Below are 22,589 nucleotides of genomic sequence, written 5' to 3' on the forward strand. Positions count from 1 at the left end.
GTCACCTCACAAGGTCGTATCGGCGGTTCACGGATAGGCGGGAAGCGTTGTCCGCGTTGAGCGCAGCGCGGGTGCCGTAATAGGCGTTGAGGTGCGCTCGGGTGAGGAGGGAAATAAACAGGCCAGGCAGGGGCGGGGCAACCTCATCCCCGACCATGGTTTGGTACATCATGCCCCCACCGATTGACGCACTGACATCTTCTTCGACGATGTCGAGTACACCGGCGTAGAAGGGCTGCGGGAGGCGCGTGAATTCGTGTGCCCCGAGGCGGAAGCACAGGACGGCGGGCGCCGAATTCTGCTCGCTTCCGAGCATCGCTTGGATGCGGTCGGCGGCATCTACGGTGTCGGTGATCACGCTGAGGTCCACGCCCGTCACTCCCTGGCGGCCTGCGCCAATGAGAACTCCGGCCTCCCGCCCGGGTATACGCACGACAGTGCCGCGCGAGGGCCGCGAGATCGTGCGCGCAGACTTCGCGCGAAGCTGCACTCGGGTGGCCCCCGCAGGCATGAGCACGTTGTGCACCCACGTATCAGCTGAGTCCACCTGAGTGGTGGTGGTCGCGGTGAAGCCCAGCGAGATACCGAGCAAGCTAAAAAGCTCCGCCCGGTATTGCACCGGCACGCCAAAAGGCACTTCGAGGTCGGGGCGAGCGAGCGAGTCAACTACGGCGGCCCGTATCGCGCCGCGCACCTCCTGAGTGACGCCGTGAGCCGTGCGCCAGATTGTCAAGGCGGCGACCTCGCGTGGAACACCTCGAATCACGACTTCTGCTTGCGGGCTGGGTAGGCGGTCGAGGAATGCTTCTGCTGTGATCGATGTGTCCACTATTCGCTCCATCCCAGGCCCGCAGAGTGGGCCGTATTTTGGTCGTGTGAGTCGATGCGAGCATCGATGATTCCGTCAATTTCTTGTCCGCCGATGATGAGTTTCACCCTCATGCCGTCGAGGGATACCTGCACAGCGCCCTGGCCTGCAGCACCGGCCAGGGTCCCCTTGGGGTAAGCCTCCATTCCGAGGCGGGAGGCTGCATCGACCGTGATCTTGCGGTTCCTGGCCTCCTCCCCGTGTTTCCCGGAGATGAACGCTTCCCAATTGGTTTCAGGCTCCGCAAATTTCAGCAGCGGAGGGCCACCGCGATACATGCCGGTGGAAATCGTCCCGCCATTCGCGAAAGCCTGCACCGAGGTCCCGCCGGTCCCGTGATTGAAAATGTTGCCGATCGCGGAGCCTGTGGGCTTGAGAACACCGATACCCACGGCCGCGCCCTTGAGCCGCTCGATTGAGGCGAAACTCGCCTCAAGCCCAGACGTGCTGACATGCACGGTCGCACGGTAGCTGGCATTTGCGACGCGGTTGATATCCGTTGTGGCCTCGCCCAGGCCCGTGGCCTTCGCCTTGATATCGGCGTTGCGGTTGGCCTTGGCCACGCCGTCGAGCTGCACACCGGTCTCGCCCAGCCCTGTGGCCTGGGCCCGAATGTCGGCGTTGCGCGCGCGGTCTGCGATGTCGCCCAGGAGACGATCGGCTTCCGGCCCGCCCTTCACGACGGACTGGATTGCAGCCTCACGCTTCTTGGCGGTAACCTCGTCGATCTTGCCCTCGGTTTGGGCCAGGTTTGGCGTGACCAGTCTGATCTCTCCGGGCCGGTCCGCGAGCGTTTCCACCTCGAATCCGATGCCCTTGAGCGCGTCAATAACACCGGGCGCGGTGGGCGCCTTGATCGTCACATCGCCGCTGGGGTTGGAGGTGGCGAGCATCGCGACCGCCTGCAGCTGCGACTGCACTTCTTCCGCGGTGCCGTTGTCTTTGATCTCGATGATGTGATCGGCGGGGAGCTTCCGCATCTCATTGGCCAGCCCGATCGCGGCCTGGGTTGTTTCATCGATGCTGCCGCTGTCGGTAACCAGGGTGGAGACTGTGCCCGGCATCGAGAAATATTTCCCGATCAGAGCATCAGCCTGGTCCACGGTGAGGCCCATATCGAGCATGGTCTGCCTGATTGTGCCGATGTACTGCTCGCCGGCCTCGCGCGCGGCCCGGGTAGCCCCTTCCAGGTCACCTGTCGCCGCCGCGGCATCATATGCCCGCGCGCTGGCCGCGAGCATGTCGCCATTGAGCGAGGTCAAAGACTTACCGAAGCTCACGCCCGCGCTGTTAGTGAGGTCAATTGCGCCGGCCCCGTCGAGGAAGCTGCTATACAGCTTGATGCCGGCCTGATCGGTGGCCGCGAGCGAGTCGCGCAGCGTGTTGTTTTTCTGCGCGAAATCGAGCTCAGCCGCGGCCGCGCTCTTGGTCCCCCCTTCGAGCTCATCCAAAGCCTGCTTGAGCGCGGAAACCCGCGTCTCCATGTCCTTGGTGGTGTCACGGGCCACCGAAAGGGCATCGTTGAAAGCCTGGTTTGAGCGCGCCGATTCTGTCATCGCCGCGGCGAGATCCCGCTGCGCCTGCCGGTATGCCGCATTTTCAGCCTGAGCTTCGCGGAATGCGTTGCTCTGCGCTTCCACAAAGCCGACGAGCTGCTGCTGTGCGTCGAGGGACCCGCCGACTGCCTCGGTGACTTTATCGAGGCTTAGACGGTACCCGAAGCCACGAGCATCCGCGTCCTCGAAAGCCTTCCCCACGGTTCCTTGGGCCTCGGAGAAGCCCAAGGTGTGGTCGATGATGTCGTTATAGGTGAGTCCGAGCTGTTTGGCGACACGCTCGGCATCCTCGGTCTTGCCGGCAGCCTCCATCGCGGCCTTCGCCTGGTCGCGCATGGTGTTCTTGAAGATTTGAGCGCCGCCGGAGGCTCCGGTGATCGCGTCGGTGAGCATCTCGTGCGCGACGCTTGCGCTCTTGGCCGCCTCGCCGATGCCGTCCTCCGCAATGGAAGCCGCGATCACGTCGCGGGTCGCCGCCGTAGCCGCGCCGCCGGTCTCGGTGAGGGTCTGGCGAAGATCCGCCGTGCGCTTATTGTGCACGGCCACCTTCTCCGCAGCGTCGGCGTTGGCGGCCGCGAAGATCGCGACCGCGCCAGCGGCTACCGTGAGGGCAATACCGATCGGGTTAGACAGGAATGCGGCCTTGAGAGCACCGCCCATCGCCGTCACGCCCCCAGCGCCTGCGTGGGCTGCAGCGCCGAGAACGCTCACCGATCCGCCCATTGCCTCAGCCGTAGCCTTTGACGCCTGGAAATGCTCAGTGACAGCGCTCACGACACCGGATAGAGCCTTGCCTGGGCCTTCCAGCGCGCTCATCGCCGATCGCATCCCAAGGAACGCGATCCCGGCCGCGAGCACGGGGGTGGGGATTGCCGCGATAGCGTTCGCCCCGACCTCCGCGACTCGAGCTACAGCGGTGAGCCCGCCGGCGACCACCGGCAGCACTGCGGTCAGCGAGGTCGAAAAGGTGTTGCCGAGCTGTACCGCGACGGGGATCAGCGGCGACAGTGAGGTGAGGATTTCCCCGCCCGCGGAGCGCAGTTGCGGGGAGGTGGCGGCCAGCGCGAGAAGCGCGCCCGCCACCGGGTTGATCGCAGGCAGGAATCGTCCCAGGACGGGGATACCCTGCATTCCCATCGCCACCACGGCCCCGCCCACGGCGGCTATCGCCGGAGCGTGTGCGCCGAGCGAGTTGAGCTCCGAATCGACTCGAGTGACCGAGAACCCATTCACCGCGATTTTCGCGCGAGTGAAGGCGCCATCAACCGCCTGGATCGCGGGCACGGCGCGGCCCATAAGCATAGATACCATCGGCCCGGCGGCCTTCTCCACACCACGCAAAACATCCGCATAGTCATTGGCCCATTTGACGGCGAGACCGCCGCCGTTCTTGGACACGAAAGGCTCGGCCAGGGCCGCCCCGATATCGCGGGTCGCGGCCTTCACCCGGTCCGCGGCGCCCGTCATCGTGTTTTTCACGTTGGCCGCGGCGCCCGCAAACTTGGTCTCCATGCCGGCGGCCAGAGCGTCGAGCGCCTGTTCCGCGGGGAGAACACCCTTGGTGACCATCGCGCGGATTTCTGCGCCGGTCTTGCCCATCTGGGTGCCGATGATCGTGGCCGCGTCCACACCTCGATTGCCGAATTGGGCGAAGTCGTCGGCGGTGATTTTCGACGACGATTGGATCTTCGCCATGATCTCGACGATCTCCGCGATCGACTCATTGGATCCACCCGTGGCGGCCACGGCATTTTGGATCGCCCCGAGGTAGGGGATGACCTTTTTTGCCTCGATGCCGAAGCCGATCATCTGCTGCTGGGCAGTGATGAAAGTGGCCTTCGAGAAGGGGCTATTGCGGGCGAAATCGTCCAGCTTGTCCATCTGGGCGTTGGCCTCTTTGGCCCCGCCCATCAGGGTGGTCATGGCCGCGCGCGAAGTCTGCTGCAGGGTGTTGTATGCGGCGCCGGTCTTGAAAACCTGCACTCCATACGCGGCGGCCACGGTGCCGGCGATCACGGTGGTGGCCGCGGCAGCCTTGATCGAGCTGCTGATCGCCTTGCCCGCGCTCGACCCAACATTATCGAGCTTGCCGAAGCGTTGGCCGACACCGTCGATATCGGCTTCGAATTTGTTCTTGTCGAGGAGGGTGATGCGAGCGCCGAGCTCGCCGATCATCATCGTCATGTGGGCTCCTTAATGTCGTGTGAGGCCAGCCATGCGGCCAGGCGGGAGCGGGTACTCAAAAGCCCGTCGATGCGGGCTCGGACTGAGTGCCAGGAGCGATCGGGGAAGTCCTCGGCGAAGGTGTCGATGCCGTACACCTCGAGGAGGTCGCAGGACACCGATTCGCCCCACTCGGCGAAAACGTGTCGCCAGAATGTGGGTAGAGAAACGCCCCGCGGAGTTGTGCGCTCAGTGGGGCGGCCCATGGCGGCGATCTCGTCCCGATACCACTTCGGGTATCGGTATCCGGGATGCCGGCCGGTTACGGGGTCGGGGTCTCCGATGCCGAATTCGGCGAGGTCGTCGATAGTGGCGTCAGCTGCACTCCGGCCGCTTCGAAAAGCGTCTCGATTGCTTTTGGGGCGCCACCGTCCTTATAGGACTGGATGACCTTGATGCCGCCGCCGTGTGCCTGCCAGTAGAAGGCGGCGTTGATCACGTCCACGTATTCCTCGGCGCGGAGCTCGCCCCGGGCGCGCTCCGCGAGGTCGCCACCGAGGCTCATCTCGGCGAGGTCGGCGGAGGCCTTCTCTAGGTCGCCTTCCTGCCCGGTATAGATGCGCAGGAACAGCGAGAGAAGCAGCTGTCCGACCTCGACCGGGACGGGGGCGACGACGTATTCGAGCTCGCCGCCGATGTTCAGGACGAGGTTGCGGCCGCGTTCTTCGATAGTGATCTGTGCCATGAAAATCTCCAAAAATTGTGGGTGGATGAGTGGAGGTGAAAGCGGGGCCGGACCATCCACGATTCCGGCCCCGCGGCTGGGGGAGTGTTACTCGCCGGCCTTCTTGAGGGGGTTTGCGATGGGCTTGATCTCGCCCACGCCGGCCAGCGAGAAGTTGTCGAATTCCACATCGTCATTGCCGGTGGAGGGCCGGTTGCCGCGAGACACAGCCGCGACACCCTGGTAGGCGTCGGATGCGCCCAGCGCGTCGTACCAGCGAATGCCGATGTTGTTGGCCTCGCCCTTGGCATCGGCTGCAGCCTTGAGCGCAAGCCACTCGGGCTGGAATTCGCCGGTCTTATCGCGAATCTTGAGGAGGTTGAAATCGAGAGCGAAGTCGTTTCCGACCTTCACCTGGGCACTCGATCCCTTGTGCGCGTAGGTGGCGATGTCCTTGAGCTTGGGCGTGGGCTGAGGGTTCAGACCGGTGATATCGGGGACGTTGACCCAGACCGGGGCCGCGATCGTGCCAGTGTTGATGTCGAACATATATTCGAAAGAGTTGGCGATGTCGCCCACGGTGGGCTTTACGTCTGCATAGCTGGGGGTTTCAGGCATGGGTTGTCTCCTTAGACGGGGTGACGCTGCGGGTGTAGAGCAGCTGGAAGTTGTGGGCCCACTCGTGACGGCCGGAGCTATCGGGACCCAGATGTGCGGTGGAAATGCGGGTGATCTTGGACACGCGCACGGCGCCAAGCGAGAGATACGAGAGGTCGTGCAGCAGGCCGCGCAGTTCGTCGCCGAGACGCACGCCGGCGAGATAGCTGGGCGCGCGCACCCGGGCCTGGATCAGCGCGTGCGCGGCGCGCGTGCGCGACTCGGCCGGGGTGTACTCGGTGAGACACAGCGCGGGCGACGCCGAGCCGTGGAGGCTGCCGAAAGTGATCGGCGCCTCCCCGGGGAGATAGACCCCCTCGGGGCGAAAGACAAAGGCCCCGCCGGCATGTACGAGCCGGGCGAGGCCTTCGAGAAGATCAGTCGATGTGCTCACAGCGCACCGCCGATCTCCTTGGCGATGATTGCTTGCAGCTCCGTGGCGTGCTCATGCAACGGGGCTTCGAGGTATTTGGCCCCGCCGCCGCCCGGGTGCCGGTAGCCCAGCTCCTCGTGCTGCTTCACCGCATACGGAGTGTCATAGGACACCACCGCGGTGGGATCGCCCGCGGTCGCCGGGGTGACCTGTGCGGAAGCGCGCAGCACACCGTCGAGCTTGGGGGCTCGCGGCACCGATACCGCCTTGAGGCGCTCGGCGGCTTTATTCACTCCGCCTACGCCCGCGGCCAAGATGTGAGCTGTCACCTCGGGGCCGCGCCAGATATAAGACATGAGCCTCCTAAATGATGCGGATCTTGATGTGGGAAGGTGCGTCCGGGTGATCGAATATCTCGTTCTTGATCACCCGTGCGGCTCCCTGCGAGGTCTCGAGGATCGATTCGGGGGCCGGGGCCAGCCCGGGGTCGATGATCACGAATCCGGTAGATGTGATCTCTTTGCCGTCGGTGAGTTTGATCACCACGGCCGAGCCCTGCTCGACATACGCCCGCACCGTGACCGGGTCGCCGAGCACTGGGCCGTCAGCGCCCTCGCCCAGCACCGGTCGGAAAGTGACCGTATGTGGCATATACCGCTTCGGGATCCTCATGCGTACCGCACCGAGCGTGTGGCCAGGCCCGCGGCCGCGAGGATATCCGCGGCCTCGCTGCTGTAGCGCAGGTCGATGGTCGCGCCCTTCCCGCCGGCCGCGGTCGTGGCCGTGGGCAGTTTCACTGACCCGATCGCCCCGCCGCCGAGCACCGCGAGCGCGCCCGCGGTGTCCCCGGTCTCGTCAAACCACGCCGCCTGAGCGCAGGTTGCCTCCATGAGCGCGCGGATCACGCGCGGGTCGGTGGGGTAGCCGCTACTGTCCACGGCGTAGACGACACCGATGAGCATTTCATCGACCCGGATCTCCGCGCGCCGGAGATCAGCCGGGGAGACACCGCCCGTCTGGGGCAGTGTCTCTCCGGTCCAGTCGTAGAAGTCCGCCGGTGTCGCGTAGGGCTTAGGCGTCCCCATTGCTGGGGGCCTCTGGCTCGGGCGTGGAGGGTTTCGGCGGCTGTGCTTTCGGCCGCCGGACTCGCGCGCCACCCCACACGAGGTATCGCTCAGCGTTCGGAGATACCTCGTCGAGCTTCACGACGCCATCGGTGAAGATGATGCCCGCGTGCAGGGTCTCGCCCGGGTGTGCCCCGGGCAGAGTGATCGTTACGGTCACCGTCGCCTCCTACTTGGTTGCGTCGGCCTTGGCCTTGTCGGCCTCGGCAGCGATAGGCGCGGATTCTGCGGCGTCTGCCTCGGCCTCGGCCTCGGCCTTGGCAGCGTCAACGGCTTCCTTCGCGGCCTTGGCCTCGGCGCGCTTCTCAGCGTCGGTCTGCGTCACGGTGTACCCGTGACGCTCGAAATAGCCGATCGCGGTCTCGTCGGTCGTCTCGGCCTCGCCGTTCGCGAAAGTGACACCGGCGACCTCGCCTACGAACCCCTTCACGGGGGTAGTGATCTTGGGCATATTGTGCCTTTCAAATCTGCGGGCGGGCACCCATGTCGGGTGCCCGCCCTGATGGGTGGAGTTAGCGGACCTTGATGTTGCGGAATACCGCGGCGGCCTTGGTGGCCTTGAGCGCGACTGCGACGGGACCGAGCTCGACGCCACCCTCCTGAACTGCGCCGATGTTGGTGAAGTCCGGCAGGCGGTAGTCGATGAGGCCGCCACCGGTGGTCGAGACTCCGTGGAAACCATCGAGACCGGCCCGGTAGGCGTAAAGGTCGGTCAGCCCGGCAACCTTGTTCCCATCGATGGTGCGTTCCTGGATGGGGATGATCTGGTCGTTCGACCCGGACTTTGCGCCCGCGTCCACGAGGATCAGGCCACCGTAGGTCTCGCGCTCGATCGGACGGCCATCTGCACCGACAAGGCCATCCACGGGGCTCTTGGTGTACATGTTGGCGCGACGTGCGGCGGCACGGACGCGAGCGAGAGACGCCGAGTTACCGACGATGACGGTCGGAGTGCCATCGAGGGTGGAGAGGAACTCGTCGATCGCGTCGAGAGCCTTGTGCTCGGCACGGTTGTCGGTGTCGAAGTCGGCCCAGTTGGTGATCTGGCCGGCGCGGAACTCGGTGGACGAACCCGTAAGGGCCTTGTCCAGACCATCGAACGCGGAAGCGTTGGTGGCGACGTCGCCGTTGATGACGAGGTCGGAGAACAGTGCGGCGGTGGACTTCGCCTTCTGCGCGAGGTTGAGTGCGACCGCGCCGGATGCTGCGGCACCGAGCTTGGCAATGACGCGGTCCACCTGGAAGGTTCCACCCATCACGGCCAGGGTGACGTAGTGCATCGAGGTTTCGACGTTCTGCGGGGTGTACTCGGTGTTCAGCGCACGGGTGCTCGCCGTGGCCTGGGTCTTGAGGCGACGGTATCCGGTGGTGAGGGTGCCGCCGCCGCCGTTGGGGTTCACGATGTCATCGAAAACGAGGGAGTCGAGGATCGCGTTCGACTTGCGGAACTCGTCGATGACGCCGTGGTTGATTTCGTCGGAGGTGTTGTTCTTTGCTTCGAGAAGGGAAACGGGCACAGTGTGCTCCTTTCGGCTAGCCGCCCAGGCGCGCAGATACCGCGCTCAGGAGGGTGGTTTTGGGTGTGGTTTTCTGCTCGCCGCCGCCAGCGCCCGGGCCGGAGGACCCGGACACTCGCGTGAGCGCGTGCGCGGGGTTCGCGGCGAGCGCCGTGGTGATCGCGGTCTTGATCGCGTCCTTGTCCGACGGATCAACTTCGGCCAATGTGGCGGTGAACGCTCGAGAGTCGAGCAGGCTGTCTCCGTTGGCGTTCAGGCCCGGGGCGGCACGTAGCACGGCATTCTCGCGCGCCTGGGCCGCCTGGGCCTCGGTGGCTGTTGCGAGTGCAGCGTCACGCTCCTGGATGGCCTGAGTCAGTTGCTCAGGGGTGGGCGTCTCATCGCTGCCTCCGCCGAGTAGCTTGGTGATATCGGCCAGGGCCTTTGAGGTTTTCGCGGCTTCGGCTTCGGCTGCTGTTTTTGCGGTGCGATATTTTGCGGCTTCGGCGCGGGCCTTGGCGGTTTCCTTGTTCGCTGTTTCAACGTCGAGGTTGCCGGGTTCCACCGGGGCGCTGTTACCTGCGGGGGCCTGCCCCGACGTGGTTTCAGCGGTGGGCGTCGGGGCGGAGCCGGCCGCGCCTTCGCTGGCGCCCTCGATGAATCGGATGCCGCGCAGCGAGAGGCGATCCATGGGGGCAAGGTATGGGCGAGCGAGGTTGTGCAGCATGGTGTTCCTTTCGTCCCGCTCCTGGCGGGCTCGATGGGTGCGAAAAAAGCCCCCACGGTTTGTGGGGGCTTAGGCGACTGGGATCCAGCCGCGTTGAAGGTCGAACCGCGCGACCCGTTTCGGGGTGATCAGCATGACCTCGGTGAGGCCGGACTGTTCGGCGTATTCGTTGATCCGTTCCAGGGCCTGCCCGGTCGGAAGTGTGGAGGCGCTGATGTCAATGACGGCGCGGTTTGAGGTGCGCCCAGCGTCGGTGAGGAGCGTGGTGAGGTCGTGGCCGTCGCCCTTGGCGCGTCTGGTGGTCCAGCGGGCGCCGGATATGCGGGCGTTGTAGCCGTCGAGTGGAGTGATGTCTAGCCCGGCGGTTGCGAGGCGCGTGTATGGGTCGTGGAGGTCCAGCAGGTACGGCTTGCCCTCGGCGATGACACCGCGCTTGGAGGAGTCCGGGCGGCCATCAGTGAACCACAGTTGCTCCCGATACGATCTGCGGGCGCTGCCGGTGGATTTGACGTGTTTGCGGAGCGCTGCTTGAGCGTCTCGCAGGTCCTCTCGCGCGTTGGGTGCATTGTCGCCAGCGGCGATTGCGCGCTTCGCCTTGCGCGCCTCACGCTCGAGCGTGCGTTGCGCGGTTCGCTCTGCCTCTGCCTGGGCATCGTAGGTTGTCGCATCCGCAACAACAGTGAGCCCGGGCAGGTAGGCGACCGCGGCACACCCGCAGTTGGGGTGCATGAGCCCGGCGGCGCGAGCATCATCGAGGGTGCCGTCCACCCTGACCCGCACCATATGGTCTTGGGTGGCGTGCGGCATCTCGTAGACGCCGGCGGGGGTGCCGTCGGTGGACAGGATGCGGGTGGCCCAGTGTGCGCAGCGCTTGCACGCGCTATTCCCGACCACGATCGACACCAGGGTGATGCCTGCATCGTGCATGGTCGAGATCCCCGAGTCGGTCCAGGCCCGGGCCGCCGCGGTACGTGTGGCCATCTCGGCATAGGTGCCGATGCGCCACTGCCGGTCTGCGACATCCACGAACCCGGTCACTCCCTCGGAGAGGAAACGCTGCACCGCGCGGCGCTGGGCCGCGAGGAGCGTGTCCTGCCCGGCGAGCACCCCGGGCGCCGACCACGCTGTGATGCGCTGATAGACGTCCTGGGGGTATCGGAGGATGCGCCGGTGAACCTCGGTGAGACCGTTTTGCAGGTCCGCGGTGAGCGCGGTGATTGCTCGCGCGTCAGCAGGGCGCATGAGTGAGGCGCGGTCCAACCCCGGGATGATGCCGAGCGCGGTGATTGCTGCTTGGATGCCGCGTTCGGACGCGATCCCGATGATTTCGGATGCGAACTCCGGGTTGATGCCTGCGATCATGCGCCGCGCTTCGGCTTCCAACTCGCGGAGGGCTTGCATGCGCGCGGCCAGGTCGGGGCGTTCTCCCATACCTTCGGCGAAGATAGCTTTGGCGCGGGCCACAAGCTGCCGCTCCAGATCCCCGTATACCGTGGCGACCAATCGGCCGAGCTCGTCAACCAGGGTTGAGGGGAGTAGATGCTCTGGTGGGACGAACATCTGCTCCCCTTCCTGTTAGAAGCTCGGGCTGGCGGGATCCGCCGCGGGCCGACGGTCAGCGAGGATCCCCTCGACTTCCTGACGCACTCGTGTGTCATCCCAGTCCGGGTGGGCGGTGCGCACTTTGGTGTCTGTGGTGATCGCCGCGGCCCCGTCGAGGAGCCCGATGACCTGCGCGTCTCGCAACGGGTCAGACTGGGATACTGCGGGGAAGCTGACCGAGGGCAGATCGAACCGGCCGCCGCCCTGGCCGGGGGACAGGAGCCCGTCGATTTCCAGAGCGACCGACGCTTGTTCAGAGATCGCTGCCTTGTCGTACAGCGCCTTCTTGTCTCGGGTACGCTCGGATGCTTTTTCGCGGTCCTGCACCTCGGTGGCGGTCTTGACCTGGTTGCCGTATTCACCCCACGCCGAGGGGCTGTACCCCGCGGCGCGCAGGATCTCCCGATAGAGCGCGTAGGCTGTTGCCTCATACTGCTCAACGGGAATATCTGGCTGGAAGAAGTCCAGACCCGACCCGGTCTCCGAGTCGCCGATGGGGCGATCGAGGCCAGTGAAAACTTCCCGGTCCTCGTCAAAGGTGGACGCCTGGCCGGGGCCGTTGGATGTGAGGAACGCTGAGGGCGCGGTGATCCGGGCCCTCGAGAGTCGGATCGCTCGAGACCAGGCTGTCCAGGTCTCGTCTAGCTGGTCGAACAGGGGGAGGATGCCAGCAAAGTCGCTGCGCCCGGCATACCGGAGGTCCCCGAGCTTCCGCCATTCACGCGACGGCATGTTGATGTTGTACGACGCGGTGAGGCGCTCAATGCCGGTAAGCAGTGTTCCTTCGTCCTGGCCTTCCGAGGTGATTTGGGCAAGGTACTCGGTTTGGGGGATCGTCTGCAAAGGCACGATAGAGCCGATCTTGGCCCCGGTGCCCTTGTAGAGGCGGTTGACGATGCGCCCTGCCTCGTGCCGCTGCAGGTGCCGATAGACCACGTTTGCGTTGTCCGGGTCCGGGTAGGCGGTCCACAGGGTGAGGGCGGAGAGCTTAGCCCCTCGCCACTCGGGAATTATGCTGTCTGCGGCCACGGAACGCAGCCACGGATGCTCGGCGACATCACGGTCCCATTCAGTGATGACCGCGCACGCCCCGAACACGCTTTTGAGCTCGCCCATCTCGTTCCAGGTGGCCTTCACCGCATCCGAGTTAGCGATTAGATCAAGGCGCACCTGCTCTGGGCGGATCGTGTCGATCTTGGTCGAGGTCGTGGTGTCGGTGCTCACCTTGGCGGGCAGGGCCACAGTCGGAGGCTCGGCGAACCCGTAGTCTGCGGCGAGCATGGCGAGGTCTGCCGGGGCCGGGATGTGGAGTCGTCGGGACTCCTGGCCCTGCGGCAGAGGGCGTCCCCAAAACATGCGGGACACTCCACCCATGAGACCGCCGCGGTGAGGTGCCCCGCCGCGCAGGTGGGTGGCCTGACGTTTGGCGCCATTCTGGGAGTAGATCTCGCCGAGCTTCTTGAGATCGCCCAAATACCATGCCTCGTTTTCGGCATAGCTGGCATAGGCGACATCGAACGGGGCCGGCGGGAACGCCGAGTTTTCAGCCGGTAGCGGCATGGGGTCTCCTAGGCGGCTAGGGCATACCGAAGATACGGCAGCCAGGTGGATCGGGTGGTGTAGATCGCGTAGCGCATGGCGTCCATGAAGTGGTCGTCAACCTTTTCGACCTTGTCCTCGCCTGCCTCGGTGGCTTTGGGGTCCCACGAGTATTCAGTGATTTCTTCGAGGACGCCCTCGCACCGATCGGTGATGAGGAGCGCGCCGGCGGACAGTAGGGACGCGACCAGGCCGATGCCTTTGTCCACCCGGTTGTGTGCGGGCCAGGTGTTGCGGCCGGACTCGGCGAGCTGCGCCCGCAGGGATGCCGCGGACGGGTCGAGGATCAGCATCTCCGGGGTCACTGGCCCGTGAGGGGAGTGCTCGGTGTTGTCGAGCCATTCGAGGAGCCGTGCGGATAGCTGAGCGTCGGAGAGGGTGTGCCCGTGGTGCTTCTTCGATGAATAGGACCATTCATCCATAAGCACCAGGCGGGGGCGCTCCTCAGCGGTGATGCCGAGCAGCAGGGCCGCGGTGGTGTTCGTGGTTCCATAGTCGGCACCGAGGGCGAGGACGCGGGCAATCGGCGGCATATCCTGCCACCTGATCATGTGTTTTTTCTCGTCCCACGAGTTGTATACGGCGCCCTCGGCGTTGGTCCACAGTCCCCGGATGAACCGGTCATAAAAAACGCCCGCGAATTGCACCTTCATATCGGCGACATACTCGGCGTCCAGCGAGGGGTTGTCGTCCATCGTGAAAGGGAAGTGAATGAGGTTTTTCTCGCTGGCCTTGAGGATCCACTTTTTCCGCAACCAATGGTTCTTGGATCCCGGGTTGGTCGTGGCCAGACAGCGCGCGCCCTTCACCCGAAGCCGGGTCATGAGCATGTCCCAGAAACCCTCGGGGAGGATCGTGAGCTCGTCCACGTAGGCGAGGCCCACGGTGGAGCCTCGGATCTTCGTCTCGCTGCTGGCATCATTCGCGCCATACAGGTGCACGACACGGCCGAGGATGATCGCGGTCTTAGCGCCCCGAGTGTAAATCACCTGTTTGGCGAGATCCCCGAAGATCTCCGGGCTTTGCAGCAGCACGAAAATGTTGGTGTAGATCGTGTCCAGCGTGCGGCCCACAATGATGATGTTGCCGCCCTTCGGGGCGAGAGGGATCGCCATGAGGAACGCCCACAAGCTGATAAAAGTCTTGCCCGCGGATACCGCGCCCGACCACAGCGCGATCTTCTTCCGGATGGAATACACCAGCGACCGCATCTGAGACACGGACAGGGTTTCAGTGAGAGCCGCCAGCGCGCCCGCGCTAACCATCCTGCTCATCGGGCGGGGTGTCCTGATCCAACGCGGCCACTACCGCACCCAGACCGGCCTGCAGCGCACCCAGCACGGAAGTAGCGCCGGACACATCCGTTTCACGCTCAATCACACGTGAGGCCTTATCGAACGCGATACCAGCCATAGTGACCGCGGTACGCCGTGCATCCATCGGGGCAGCGTCGAGAACTTCGTCTCGGTACTCGTTGTCCTTGCCGCCGAAGTTATACACCAGGTACGGGGCGTCGAGACTGTCCAGCGCGTCCTCGGCCACGTCCGCCATCTTCGACACCAGACGGAGACGTTTCTGCTCAAGGTCAGCAGCGTTCGCTTTGTTCGCCGCGATCACCTTCGACCGGTCAAACTTGAGCCCCTCCCGCTTCGCCCACGCGGACACGGCAGAGGGGACGATGCCGATCTCTCGACCGATCGCGTTGCATCCCATCCCTAGGTCGTACAGGCGACGGGCCTCTACGCGCGTTTCTTCATCAGAGAATGTTCGGCGCTCGGCCATGGGCACCTCGATTCTGCTGACGCGCTCACGAACGATGTCGGAGGCTTTGGGTACTATGGTCGGCATGGCTTTTGAAGAAACGACCGCAGATGAATTATTGAAGATCGCTCACCGTGTTATGGCGCTTAACGTAGGAGCTCTGCGGACAAATGCTGAGTTAGGGGAGCGTCTCGCTCGCGGGGACTTCTCTGCCAGTGTCATGGACGTCATGGCTGCTAATGGAGCCGTTTCAAACATGGGCCGAGAGATCGGCGCGCTAATAGTCGCGCTGCTTCAACACTTTGGAGACGAGAAGGCCCTCGCTGAACTTCCGCCGTTCCCCCAGGGGGATTAGCAGCTAGGCGTCAGGGATAGCCTGGGTCGCGCCGCATAGCTGGCATTGGAGGCGCTGTGCGATCTGAGCAGGGCCAGTGAATGTCTCCTTCTGCGCGGTGAGGACTTCCCAGTAATGGGCGCTCTCAATACACGCGGGGCGAGGAGGCTTACTCCCGGTGGCGTTGTCGCTTAGGAGATGGATGAGCGCTGCGCCGAAGACTTGCATATCCCCGAACGGGTCTAAAGTTCCGGCCGGATCGATCGCGGCTTGTACTCGATTGATCCAGGTCTCCGTCGTGGTGACTGGGGTGGGCTTTTCGGCCTTTAGCCTGAGCGAGGCGCGCAATGTCCTGGTTTCTTCTTCCAGGCGGGCCACTTTAGTTTCTAGAAGGTAGAGTCGGTTGGTTTTGTTCATCGTCCGGATCCTTTCATCCATGCGCGGTTGCGGCGGTCCTGAACCCGGTCAGCTTCGCCACACTCTGCCGCGGCTAGTGGTGACGGATACTCGGCCTGGCATTCAGGGCAGGCGTGCATAATGCTCCTTAAATGCGGAAGGCCCCGCCGGTGAAGGTGGGGCCTGGTTTTTGGGGTTGCACCCAGGTGTAACATTGTGTTACGCTTAACTTGTTGGGGAGATACCCCAACAGGGAGGAGGAGCCGATGGAAATCATCGGAATCCTCACCGCAATGATCAACATGATCACCGCGGTAATCCTCTGGCAGACAGCCAAGCGAAACCGCAAGGACTAGCCAGAGGAGGCCCCAAGATGCCGCAACTATCTTGGGGCCACACTCCCACCCTACCCAACGGGGGAAAACATGGAAGCAATCACCATCACTGTGTCAATCGCTGCGCTCATCGTGGCCGTGGCGGCGCTCATCCTCGCGGTAAAGAACCGTCGTGGATAGCATCGAGCGGCTGAACGCTGCAGCAGATGCGCTGGCCCGGGCCTTGGTAGAGCGTGACGCGGCGATCCTTGCCGCGCACGCTGCCGGGGTCCCGGTAGCGCAGATCGCCCGTGAGATCCGCATGTCCCGAATGCAGGTGCATCGGATCATCACTGCAGAATAATTGCCAGGCCGCGCCGATGCCTACACCGGCCCGCCTTGGGCGTCCCGCGAGACGGCCTGGTCTCCTGCGAGGCTGGCCAGCGATCTCGCATTGTGCCCCATGCGCGATTCGAACGCGCGCCTCGGACGATATCGACCCCGAGGTACTGCCAAAGCAAGGGCTCCCGTGTTGGTGCGAACCTGCTTGAGAACAGCAGGCGAGTAGCTACTCCGTGGTTTTACCGCGACAGCCTCCACGGGTTTCCGGATGATCAGTCCGTACCGTCCCGCTTCACTGCTAGCTACCAACACTTCCCCGTATGCATCCCCGGGGCGACGGGCGTTTATTTGGTTGTGGTTTATGGTGCGCGGCCGCCGGGGAGCGTATCACCCGGCGGCCGCGCATTTATCGTTCGTTCGCGGTCGCAATGCCGCCGGTGAACTCCCGGTGCGCGGTCGGTGCTCTCGGCGCGCGCACGCCTCAAACGGGGAGAGGTCAGGCCCCGGCACCTGCCGACTTAAACACGAAAGGGCCACCCCGTGAGGAGTGGCCCTTTCATATAAAAAGCACCTCACCAGTTCTCTGGTGGGTGCAATTATCGACTACGTCAAGTATAGCAGTCAGAGTGTGATTATTGTGATGTTTTTCGTGGCCTGCCACGCTTGCGCCGTTTCGCAAGTTCGACCAGGTCGGGCAGCCAGATCATTCCCGATTCGGTTACCCCGATGCGGTCTTCACTGATCCACTTTCTGATTGTGGCTGGGAGCCGGCCCACGAACACGTGTGCCTCCTTGCGGTGGACATACACATGGTTACTCGTATCAGGGATCATCTACGCACTCCGTCATCGAATAGTGATCGAAACCGCTCATACTCGGCGGCAGGCGGCGTCCAATGGCAGCCGAGGCACTCGAATGTGGGGTCTTCGCCGTGCGCTCCCACGGGGGTTCGCTTGATCGTGAGAAGCCCGCATTCTGGACACTTTTCTCCCTTGACCACCGAGGGTCGCTCGTCGGGCATATAGGTGTCCTTCGCGCGTTCCACTGTCCATGCGGTCGGATCGTCTGGTGTCCTGAGTAGGTCTCGGCACAGGCCCAGGGTGTCGTCCAGGTTGCCGAGGTCGCAGGCGGTGACAATCCATTCGGCCGCGCCGCGCAGCACGTGGGCGGCGCGCTCCGGCGTCGCGGTGGCTGGCACGCCGCGCGAGTAGTACAGGTATTCCCGCGGGTCCCCGTAATGCTTCGCCCACTTCACGAGCGCGGCCGCGATGGCGTCCCGGGCGTCGATCATAGACACACTCATCGGCGCTTGCCCCGTCACGAGAAGCGGGCGGGAAACAACCTGCTCGTTGTATACCTGTGCGCGGCGTGGATCGATCAGTCCCCCGAGATGCGCCACCAGATCGGCTGTGCAATCGAGCGCCGCCTTCACGCGGTCTACGCACCGCCAGCAGATAAGTATCCCGTGCAAAGCGTCCCGCTCACAGCCTCGGGCACACAGCCTCTCATTCATAGGCTTACCTCCGTTCCGGGCGTCCCGTTGTGGGTGCGCCCTTCATCAAAAAATGTTGTCCAGACGTAGGGCCGCGATTTCGACCGAGTGGGGCCTTCCACGATCATGTGTGGTTCTAGATCGACCTCGGCGAGGCAGCGGTAGAAGTTGGCCTCCCCGATCGCGGCTAAATCGTCGTCGCGCACGATCACCCGGATAGGGCGGCCATCGAAACGCTTCACCTTGATACGGCTATCCATCGAACTTCCCATATGATCCGTCGCGGTTCCAGCACGTCCAGCAAATCCAATCGCACCCAGACCCATCTGGGGAGATCGAGACCAGATCAGCCTCGGCGCCGTCAACCTTGCAGCGCGGAAGCCCGCTCGCCGCGATACGGCTATCCATCAGACCCCACCTCGCCATCGGCCCCCACGCACATCCATGCACCGAAGCCAATGCCCCGCCCTACGGATGCACTGATACACGAACCGCTCATGGCCGCGGTGTTTCCATGCGCACCGGAAGAACGGGGCACTCATGCCTTGCCCCCGTCTCGGCGCCGCTGGTTGCCGACTGCTCTCATGAAACATCGCCACAACCGGTTGAAATCGTCCATATTCATCCCGCTTTCTCGGGCAATGGCAAAGGCCTCCACGCGTGCTTCGCCCAGATCGTATTTGCTCGGCTTCATCGTTTGCCCCCGTCCTGCTCGGGAGATACCGGAAGCCACGCGGTAACCTGACGCTTCACAAGTTGGAAGACTTCAGGCCAGCGGATCACCAGCGCATCGGCGCCTCCGCGATTGCCCGCCCAGGTAGTCACATCGCCGCGCCCTATGGCCATAGCGCCGTACTCGGTCTCCGTCTCCCCACCTACAGGGCGAGAGAGCGTGTCCTCTGCCAGACGCGCCAGCACTGAGAGCATGTCAACCGGCGGGCGTCCCACCACGGACCAGGTGGCCCGCGGTCGACCCGTGGTGTATTCCGGGCGACTGGCGCGCGTCCATTCAGTGGCCAGCCCGCTGCTCTCGAAGTACTGGCCCCACGCTGCGAGAATCGTATCGGCAGGCCCGCCCGAGGAGAAGGCACCCACTGTAGGGCGAGAGAACCCAGCAGCGAGAACTGCATCCGCCGCGCACTCGGCTTCCTGGGTGAGATAACTGCGGTTCGGGTCGAGGGTCTCCCCATCGGGAAAGTCTCCGAGAGCATCAACAAGCGCCGACACCGAAGCTTCCCGGTCATCGTGGACGCTCGGGGCCAGACTATCCGGGAGAGCCAGAGTTTCTATCGCCAGCCGTGCCAGTACTTCGAACAAGTTGTTCGGCACCCACCCAGTCACGGACCATGTACTCGAATACCTGCCGTTGTGCCGCCATCCACCCGGTTCATAGATCTCATGGTTGACGGTCATGCCGTGCTGCTCGAAATACTTTTCCCACGCCTCAGCCACTAGCTTGGCTGGGTCCACCGCGGCCGGTTCCGGCTCTACCGGGGAGGTAGCAGCGTCAAGAGCGTCAGCAAGACGGATCAGCAGCTGGGTATTCAGGCCCAGCTCATCCGGGGCCGTCTTGACTCCCTGCGCGGTCAGTGCCCGGGCCCGCGCTTCGGCGATTAGCTTCTGTACATCAGACACCAGGCGCCTCCTTCCAGTTGTGCCCGAGCGGCCACGTAAACGCGCCGATCGTTCCATCGGTGTATTCCAGCTCCGCGACGATCATGTTTTCCACCTCGACCGTGCGCCCAGACGCCACCACACGCCCGTCAGGTGTCGTCGCGCCCGGCTTGATGCCATAGGGGCTCAGAATCACCAGGGGACCCTTCCTGCTACTCACTGGGGGCCTCCTTGTACCGGAACAGCGTGTAATCCCCTTCGAAGGACCAGGACACGTCTCCGTCTGGGAAGTCCTCATTCGCCAGCGCATACACACCGTCCGACTCGTCGTGAGAATCGGCCAGATCCCCAGAAGCATCAATCCATGGCTTGATCCAGCACTCGGCGTGCGCCACGTACTCGCACCCACACGGCCAGCGTTCATGCTCACCGTCGCACCCCGGGTATTGGTGGCATCGGGAGTTTTCGTCGCCGGGGCAAACGAACTTCCCGCCCTCGATACGGTGCTGCACCTCCGGGAACCCGGTCAGGTCCGGCTCTGTCGGGGTTTCATCTTCGGTCATGGTGTTGTATCTCCTTCGGTCTGTTTGGTGACGGTCAGCCGTGCGGCTACCGCCATGTAATACGCGGTTGTGGCGCGCAAATCAGCGTCACAAGCCAGATGGGCTACATACGAGGGAATCGTCGCCCTGTCATACCAGCGAGCATGGACCGGCGGGAGAATCTGCGACCCAGTGCCTGCCTCCACCAGGCGCGGCCGTTCAGTCTCAGGCATCACTCACCCCGCCCCCGGACAGTCGGCGCAGGCTGTCAGCACGCGCCTTCTTGGCGGCTACCGACAGATCGGTATCACCCGGCCACATGCCCTTGGCGTACTTCAGCGCCTCGTGAATCCGGATCGTGGCGCGCATTCCAACGATGTAGCACTCGGCTAGCTCCTCGACTGCCTGCGAACGGATGATCTGGAAAACCTCGTCAGGGATCGCTTCGCTGAACGCCTTTGCAGCGTCGCGTTGATGCCCGCGGTACCGGAGTGCGCGCACAAGGTCGTCACGCTTGAAGCCGATCCACTCGGCGTCATCGGTGCTGACCTTCTCGGTCACGGATTCCGGGATCTCCTGACCAGTCACAGGCCCAGCCCCTTCACCGTCGCGCACAGGGCGGGATCCTCCGCGAAAGCGCAGCCCAGATCGCCGCCGGCCATCATGATCCGGGCGCCCCAAGCGGCCACCAAAATCACTCCGACGAAAATCGCGGAGCCGACCCACTCCCGCTTGCCGGGCCCCTTGGTCATGCTGCCGCCTCTTTGACGGTGAGCCCCAGCTCGGTCAGCCGAGCAGTCAGAGCCGCAAGCGCATCGCTTACCGCGGTGCCGAGGGCGTCACCCTCAAGCCCGCCTTCGCCAGGCTCCACCACGACGGTTACCGCGGCGATCGTGGTGCCCTCGTCGTCCTCGTATGCGACTGTGACGAGCGAGGTTCGCCCGACGATCACCTCCACAGAGATGCTGTCGATTAAGGCGATTTCCAAATCTCCGCGATAGACGCTTTTCTTCTCGGTCATGCGGTGGCCTTCTTCCCGAGCTCGGCGGTCAGCTCCCCGCGAATCTGCGAGATGCGCGGGTCCAAGTCGCGGAAGTCCTCAAAAATCTCGGTCGCATGTTTTCCGTCCGTCACCCGGTACAGGCGGGTGTAAACGTTTTTGCCCGCGATACTCACCTGAGCGCGAGATACCACCACCGCGCGAGGGGAGAAGGATGATCGCGGTATTCCGCGGACTTCGATGGGGGCAAGTTCCACCTCGACGGTGTGCGGGCTGATCTGCTTTTTAGAGAGAATTTCAATCATTTTGGGTCCTTTTTGGGTACAAAAATGGCCTTCACGTTTCGCCCGCATGAGGTGCAGGGGAGAGCGGAAAGACCGTGAGGGGTGCGGCATTGGGCGCAGCCGGTGGGTGGTGGTGGCGGGTGTTTTCGCGTGGGTGGGACGTATCGCATCAGAACGGTGTTTCGTCGGCGTAGGCGGGCGTGTTCCACGAGTCCGTGGCAGGTCCCGCGGACGCCCAGGGCTCGTCCTGCGGGGCGTTCGTGCCCGGTCCGGCACTCTGACCCACGGGAGCGCTCCCGACGCCGCCACGGCCACCCTGAGGCGCGGTGCGTGACACCTGAGCGGTCGCATAACGCAACGACGGGCCGATCTCGTCCACCTCCAACTCGATCGACGTGCGCTTCTCGCCTTCCTTCGTCTCATAGGAACGCTGCTTCAGGCGACCGGTCGCAACGACACGGCTTCCCTTGGTCAGCGAACCGGCGACGTGCTCAGCGAACTCGCGCCAGACGGACGCGCGCATGAACAGCGCTTCGCCGTCCTTGAACTCGTTCGCCTGCCGGTCAAAGTTGCGCGGCGTCGAAGCGATCGTGAAATTCGCGACCGCCAAGCCTGACTGGGTGTATCTCAGCTCAGGGTCCGCGGTCAGATTGCCCACTACGGTGATGATTGTTTCTCCGGCCATCATGGCCTCCGTTCTGCCGCCTCCGCGGCGGCGTCGAGTTGATTTTGGGTAAAGAAAAAGCCGACCGGGCCAGGCCGGGCAGCTTTGGTTTTTGCATCGAGAATTCGTTTCTCGGTGCCGGTGAAATTGACATGCCGCTCGGCCTGCACCACCTCGGGGTCGAGGCCCTGCAGGAAAAGCCGCATATCGCGGTCGGCCGCGGTTTCTATCCACTCGCCACCGTCGGGCCACACCGCGATCACAGCAGCACCTCGTCCCGTAGCGTGTGGCTGATATCAAAGCCACCCCACGGCGACATGTGCGGCACCGAGCGTGTGCCCGCCCCGCCGCGCTCGGTGACGATGGGCGCGCTCGGAAGAGCCAGCCACTCGGCGGGGTAGTGGTCCAAGCACCACTGCCGGAGGTCTCGGTGTGGCTCCATCCGGTCATCCCTGCGCTTTACCGACGGCGGCACCACGGGCAGATCCCGCCAGCCGGGGAAAGCATGATCATGCCAGGCCGCCACCGCTGCAGGCTCGCCGCGCTGGAATGTGCGCCATTGGCAGGTGTCGCATTGAGCGAGCACGCACCCCGGCTTCACGCACTGGCACTCGGGATTGGCTCGGAAGCCGACGCTCGGGCAGGGACAATACCCGTCCCCCGCGGTGAAGAGATCGAACTGGTGCCCGTTTGCGTCTCGATACTGCCCGTCCACCGGGGAGGGCTGCCACATGCGTTCTTTACGATTCCACGCCTCCGCATGAGCCGGTGTGCCGTAGGGCGCAGTCGCCAGGTAGAGCTCGGAGGCGTAGGCGGACGCGGCCCGTAATTCATCTGCCTGGAAATACGCGGTGGTGAAATGTGGTGGCACCTGGTGCGGCCAGGCGCGGGGCTGCTCGAAATCATCGAAGGCGAAAAGCGGCAGATCGACTATTTTCATGCTGCGACCTCCTCGGC

The 22,589-nt window shown here is 64.0% G+C and carries 31 protein-coding genes; 2 read left to right on the forward strand and 29 right to left on the reverse strand.

Annotated elements, in window-relative coordinates; all coding sequences use genetic code 11:
- Nucleotide 1: 1 nt before the first annotated feature.
- The 16 genes from KXZ72_RS00575 to KXZ72_RS00650 form a co-directional block, all read right to left on the reverse strand.
- The gene (locus tag KXZ72_RS00575; RefSeq protein WP_226081772.1) at nt 2-829 is read right to left on the reverse strand and encodes a hypothetical protein; all 828 of its coding nucleotides are present in this window, start codon (nt 827-829) and stop codon (nt 2-4) included.
- The gene (locus KXZ72_RS00580; RefSeq protein WP_226081773.1) at nt 829-4,608 is read right to left on the reverse strand and encodes a tape measure protein; all 3,780 of its coding nucleotides are present in this window, start codon (nt 4,606-4,608) and stop codon (nt 829-831) included. The genes KXZ72_RS00575 and KXZ72_RS00580 overlap by 1 nt, the downstream gene beginning before the upstream one ends.
- On the reverse strand, nt 4,605-4,766 hold the full coding sequence (locus tag KXZ72_RS00585; protein ID WP_226081774.1) for a hypothetical protein: 162 nt from the start codon (nt 4,764-4,766) through the stop codon (nt 4,605-4,607). Before KXZ72_RS00585 ends, KXZ72_RS00580 begins: the two co-directional genes overlap by 4 nt.
- A gap of 143 nt (nt 4,767-4,909) precedes the next feature.
- On the reverse strand, nt 4,910-5,332 hold the full coding sequence (locus tag KXZ72_RS00590; protein WP_226081775.1) for a hypothetical protein: 423 nt from the start codon (nt 5,330-5,332) through the stop codon (nt 4,910-4,912).
- A gap of 87 nt (nt 5,333-5,419) precedes the next feature.
- Nucleotides 5,420-5,929 (reverse strand): phage tail tube protein, encoded by a 510-nt coding sequence (locus KXZ72_RS00595; protein WP_226081776.1) that lies wholly within the window; start codon nt 5,927-5,929, stop codon nt 5,420-5,422.
- The gene (locus KXZ72_RS00600) at nt 5,922-6,362 is read right to left on the reverse strand and encodes a minor capsid protein (RefSeq protein WP_226081777.1); all 441 of its coding nucleotides are present in this window, start codon (nt 6,360-6,362) and stop codon (nt 5,922-5,924) included. Before KXZ72_RS00600 ends, KXZ72_RS00595 begins: the two co-directional genes overlap by 8 nt.
- Entirely contained in the window at nt 6,359-6,697 is a 339-nt protein-coding gene (locus KXZ72_RS00605) for a hypothetical protein (protein WP_226081778.1), read from the reverse strand. Before KXZ72_RS00605 ends, KXZ72_RS00600 begins: the two co-directional genes overlap by 4 nt.
- 7 nt (nt 6,698-6,704) lie before the next feature.
- The gene (locus KXZ72_RS00610; RefSeq protein ID WP_226081779.1) at nt 6,705-6,992 is read right to left on the reverse strand and encodes a hypothetical protein; all 288 of its coding nucleotides are present in this window, start codon (nt 6,990-6,992) and stop codon (nt 6,705-6,707) included.
- 17 nt (nt 6,993-7,009) lie between these two features.
- The gene (locus tag KXZ72_RS00615) at nt 7,010-7,279 is read right to left on the reverse strand and encodes a hypothetical protein (protein ID WP_226081780.1); all 270 of its coding nucleotides are present in this window, start codon (nt 7,277-7,279) and stop codon (nt 7,010-7,012) included.
- Nucleotides 7,280-7,634: 355 nt separating this feature from the next.
- A complete protein-coding gene (locus KXZ72_RS00620) occupies nt 7,635-7,916 on the reverse strand; it encodes a hypothetical protein (protein WP_226081781.1) in 282 nt (93 codons plus the stop codon).
- A gap of 61 nt (nt 7,917-7,977) precedes the next feature.
- On the reverse strand, nt 7,978-8,982 hold the full coding sequence (locus tag KXZ72_RS00625; RefSeq protein ID WP_226081782.1) for a major capsid protein: 1,005 nt from the start codon (nt 8,980-8,982) through the stop codon (nt 7,978-7,980).
- A 16-nt stretch (nt 8,983-8,998) separates the two neighbouring features.
- Nucleotides 8,999-9,652, reverse strand: a complete 654-nt coding sequence (locus tag KXZ72_RS00630) for a hypothetical protein (protein WP_226081783.1) — start codon at nt 9,650-9,652, stop codon at nt 8,999-9,001.
- A gap of 105 nt (nt 9,653-9,757) precedes the next feature.
- Complete coding sequence (locus tag KXZ72_RS00635) at nt 9,758-11,248, reverse strand: phage minor capsid protein (protein ID WP_226081784.1); 1,491 nt, start codon at nt 11,246-11,248, stop codon at nt 9,758-9,760.
- Nucleotides 11,249-11,263: 15 nt separating this feature from the next.
- The gene (locus tag KXZ72_RS00640; RefSeq protein WP_226081785.1) at nt 11,264-12,850 is read right to left on the reverse strand and encodes a hypothetical protein; all 1,587 of its coding nucleotides are present in this window, start codon (nt 12,848-12,850) and stop codon (nt 11,264-11,266) included.
- Between the two features lie 8 nt (nt 12,851-12,858).
- Nucleotides 12,859-14,163, reverse strand: coding sequence for a PBSX family phage terminase large subunit (locus KXZ72_RS00645; RefSeq protein WP_226081786.1), 1,305 nt, complete (start codon nt 14,161-14,163; stop codon nt 12,859-12,861).
- On the reverse strand, nt 14,147-14,737 hold the full coding sequence (locus tag KXZ72_RS00650; RefSeq protein WP_226081787.1) for a hypothetical protein: 591 nt from the start codon (nt 14,735-14,737) through the stop codon (nt 14,147-14,149). Before KXZ72_RS00650 ends, KXZ72_RS00645 begins: the two co-directional genes overlap by 17 nt.
- Here KXZ72_RS00650 and KXZ72_RS00655 point away from each other — a divergent pair.
- Nucleotides 14,736-15,005, forward strand: coding sequence for a hypothetical protein (locus KXZ72_RS00655; protein WP_226081788.1), 270 nt, complete (start codon nt 14,736-14,738; stop codon nt 15,003-15,005). The genes KXZ72_RS00650 and KXZ72_RS00655 overlap by 2 nt on opposite strands.
- A gap of 3 nt (nt 15,006-15,008) precedes the next feature.
- Here KXZ72_RS00655 and KXZ72_RS00660 read toward each other — a convergent pair whose 3' ends face one another.
- Complete coding sequence (locus KXZ72_RS00660; protein ID WP_226081789.1) at nt 15,009-15,401, reverse strand: hypothetical protein; 393 nt, start codon at nt 15,399-15,401, stop codon at nt 15,009-15,011.
- Between the two features lie 486 nt (nt 15,402-15,887).
- Between KXZ72_RS00660 and KXZ72_RS00665 the strand changes: the two genes are divergently transcribed.
- A complete protein-coding gene (locus tag KXZ72_RS00665) occupies nt 15,888-16,058 on the forward strand; it encodes a helix-turn-helix domain-containing protein (protein WP_226081790.1) in 171 nt (56 codons plus the stop codon).
- Between the two features lie 807 nt (nt 16,059-16,865).
- Here KXZ72_RS00665 and KXZ72_RS00670 read toward each other — a convergent pair.
- The 12 genes from KXZ72_RS00670 to KXZ72_RS00725 form a co-directional block, all read right to left on the reverse strand.
- Nucleotides 16,866-17,468: a hypothetical protein gene (locus tag KXZ72_RS00670; RefSeq protein WP_226081791.1), complete on the reverse strand. Its 603-nt coding sequence runs from the start codon at nt 17,466-17,468 to the stop codon at nt 16,866-16,868.
- 77 nt (nt 17,469-17,545) lie between these two features.
- A complete protein-coding gene (locus tag KXZ72_RS00675; protein ID WP_226081792.1) occupies nt 17,546-17,788 on the reverse strand; it encodes a porin family protein in 243 nt (80 codons plus the stop codon).
- Between the two features lie 430 nt (nt 17,789-18,218).
- Nucleotides 18,219-19,163 (reverse strand): hypothetical protein, encoded by a 945-nt coding sequence (locus tag KXZ72_RS00680; RefSeq protein WP_226081793.1) that lies wholly within the window; start codon nt 19,161-19,163, stop codon nt 18,219-18,221.
- Nucleotides 19,156-19,338, reverse strand: a complete 183-nt coding sequence (locus tag KXZ72_RS00685) for a hypothetical protein (RefSeq protein WP_226081794.1) — start codon at nt 19,336-19,338, stop codon at nt 19,156-19,158. The genes KXZ72_RS00680 and KXZ72_RS00685 overlap by 8 nt, the downstream gene beginning before the upstream one ends.
- Before the next feature lie 16 nt (nt 19,339-19,354).
- The gene (locus KXZ72_RS00690; RefSeq protein ID WP_226081795.1) at nt 19,355-19,705 is read right to left on the reverse strand and encodes a hypothetical protein; all 351 of its coding nucleotides are present in this window, start codon (nt 19,703-19,705) and stop codon (nt 19,355-19,357) included.
- A gap of 204 nt (nt 19,706-19,909) precedes the next feature.
- Nucleotides 19,910-20,272 (reverse strand): hypothetical protein, encoded by a 363-nt coding sequence (locus KXZ72_RS00695; RefSeq protein ID WP_226081796.1) that lies wholly within the window; start codon nt 20,270-20,272, stop codon nt 19,910-19,912.
- Nucleotides 20,269-20,436 carry a hypothetical protein gene (locus KXZ72_RS00700; RefSeq protein WP_226081797.1) on the reverse strand — a complete coding sequence of 56 codons (168 nt, stop codon included), beginning with the start codon at nt 20,434-20,436 and terminating at the stop codon, nt 20,269-20,271. Before KXZ72_RS00700 ends, KXZ72_RS00695 begins: the two co-directional genes overlap by 4 nt.
- Entirely contained in the window at nt 20,433-20,705 is a 273-nt protein-coding gene (locus KXZ72_RS00705; RefSeq protein WP_226081798.1) for a hypothetical protein, read from the reverse strand. The genes KXZ72_RS00700 and KXZ72_RS00705 overlap by 4 nt, the downstream gene beginning before the upstream one ends.
- On the reverse strand, nt 20,702-20,989 hold the full coding sequence (locus KXZ72_RS00710) for a hypothetical protein (RefSeq protein ID WP_226081799.1): 288 nt from the start codon (nt 20,987-20,989) through the stop codon (nt 20,702-20,704). The genes KXZ72_RS00705 and KXZ72_RS00710 overlap by 4 nt, the downstream gene beginning before the upstream one ends.
- Nucleotides 20,990-21,137: 148 nt before the next feature.
- Complete coding sequence (locus KXZ72_RS00715; RefSeq protein WP_226083555.1) at nt 21,138-21,653, reverse strand: single-stranded DNA-binding protein; 516 nt, start codon at nt 21,651-21,653, stop codon at nt 21,138-21,140.
- A complete protein-coding gene (locus KXZ72_RS00720; protein WP_226081800.1) occupies nt 21,653-21,895 on the reverse strand; it encodes a hypothetical protein in 243 nt (80 codons plus the stop codon). Before KXZ72_RS00720 ends, KXZ72_RS00715 begins: the two co-directional genes overlap by 1 nt.
- Complete coding sequence (locus KXZ72_RS00725; RefSeq protein WP_226081801.1) at nt 21,892-22,572, reverse strand: DUF6349 family protein; 681 nt, start codon at nt 22,570-22,572, stop codon at nt 21,892-21,894. The genes KXZ72_RS00720 and KXZ72_RS00725 overlap by 4 nt, the downstream gene beginning before the upstream one ends.
- Nucleotides 22,573-22,589 lie beyond the last annotated feature (17 nt).

The organism is Mycetocola spongiae (assembly GCF_020424085.1).
GTDB lineage: Bacteria > Actinomycetota > Actinomycetes > Actinomycetales > Microbacteriaceae > Mycetocola > Mycetocola spongiae.

Excerpts from the sequence above, each read along its gene's own strand:
- KXZ72_RS00690 (WP_226081795.1), bottom strand. The coding sequence starts at position 19,705 with ATGACCGAAGATGAAACCCCGACAGAGCCGGACCTGACCGGGTTCCCG.
- KXZ72_RS00715 (WP_226083555.1), bottom strand. The coding sequence starts at position 21,653 with ATGGCCGGAGAAACAATCATCACCGTAGTGGGCAATCTGACCGCGGAC.
- KXZ72_RS00705 (WP_226081798.1), bottom strand. The coding sequence starts at position 20,705 with ATGACCGAGAAGAAAAGCGTCTATCGCGGAGATTTGGAAATCGCCTTA.
- KXZ72_RS00725 (WP_226081801.1), bottom strand. The coding sequence starts at position 22,572 with ATGAAAATAGTCGATCTGCCGCTTTTCGCCTTCGATGATTTCGAGCAG.
- KXZ72_RS00710 (WP_226081799.1), bottom strand. The coding sequence starts at position 20,989 with ATGATTGAAATTCTCTCTAAAAAGCAGATCAGCCCGCACACCGTCGAG.
- KXZ72_RS00595 (WP_226081776.1), bottom strand. The coding sequence starts at position 5,929 with ATGCCTGAAACCCCCAGCTATGCAGACGTAAAGCCCACCGTGGGCGAC.
- KXZ72_RS00645 (WP_226081786.1), bottom strand. The coding sequence starts at position 14,163 with ATGAGCAGGATGGTTAGCGCGGGCGCGCTGGCGGCTCTCACTGAAACC.
- KXZ72_RS00655 (WP_226081788.1), top strand. The coding sequence starts at position 14,736 with ATGGCTTTTGAAGAAACGACCGCAGATGAATTATTGAAGATCGCTCAC.
- KXZ72_RS00605 (WP_226081778.1), bottom strand. The coding sequence starts at position 6,697 with ATGTCTTATATCTGGCGCGGCCCCGAGGTGACAGCTCACATCTTGGCC.
- KXZ72_RS00590 (WP_226081775.1), bottom strand. The coding sequence starts at position 5,332 with ATGGCACAGATCACTATCGAAGAACGCGGCCGCAACCTCGTCCTGAAC.
- KXZ72_RS00650 (WP_226081787.1), bottom strand. The coding sequence starts at position 14,737 with ATGCCGACCATAGTACCCAAAGCCTCCGACATCGTTCGTGAGCGCGTC.
- KXZ72_RS00620 (WP_226081781.1), bottom strand. The coding sequence starts at position 7,916 with ATGCCCAAGATCACTACCCCCGTGAAGGGGTTCGTAGGCGAGGTCGCC.
- KXZ72_RS00700 (WP_226081797.1), bottom strand. The coding sequence starts at position 20,436 with ATGACCAAGGGGCCCGGCAAGCGGGAGTGGGTCGGCTCCGCGATTTTC.
- KXZ72_RS00660 (WP_226081789.1), bottom strand. The coding sequence starts at position 15,401 with ATGAACAAAACCAACCGACTCTACCTTCTAGAAACTAAAGTGGCCCGC.
- KXZ72_RS00580 (WP_226081773.1), bottom strand. The coding sequence starts at position 4,608 with ATGACGATGATGATCGGCGAGCTCGGCGCTCGCATCACCCTCCTCGAC.
- KXZ72_RS00635 (WP_226081784.1), bottom strand. The coding sequence starts at position 11,248 with ATGTTCGTCCCACCAGAGCATCTACTCCCCTCAACCCTGGTTGACGAG.
- KXZ72_RS00610 (WP_226081779.1), bottom strand. The coding sequence starts at position 6,992 with ATGCCACATACGGTCACTTTCCGACCGGTGCTGGGCGAGGGCGCTGAC.
- KXZ72_RS00675 (WP_226081792.1), bottom strand. The coding sequence starts at position 17,788 with ATGGATAGCCGTATCAAGGTGAAGCGTTTCGATGGCCGCCCTATCCGG.
- KXZ72_RS00630 (WP_226081783.1), bottom strand. The coding sequence starts at position 9,652 with ATGGATCGCCTCTCGCTGCGCGGCATCCGATTCATCGAGGGCGCCAGC.
- KXZ72_RS00640 (WP_226081785.1), bottom strand. The coding sequence starts at position 12,850 with ATGCCGCTACCGGCTGAAAACTCGGCGTTCCCGCCGGCCCCGTTCGAT.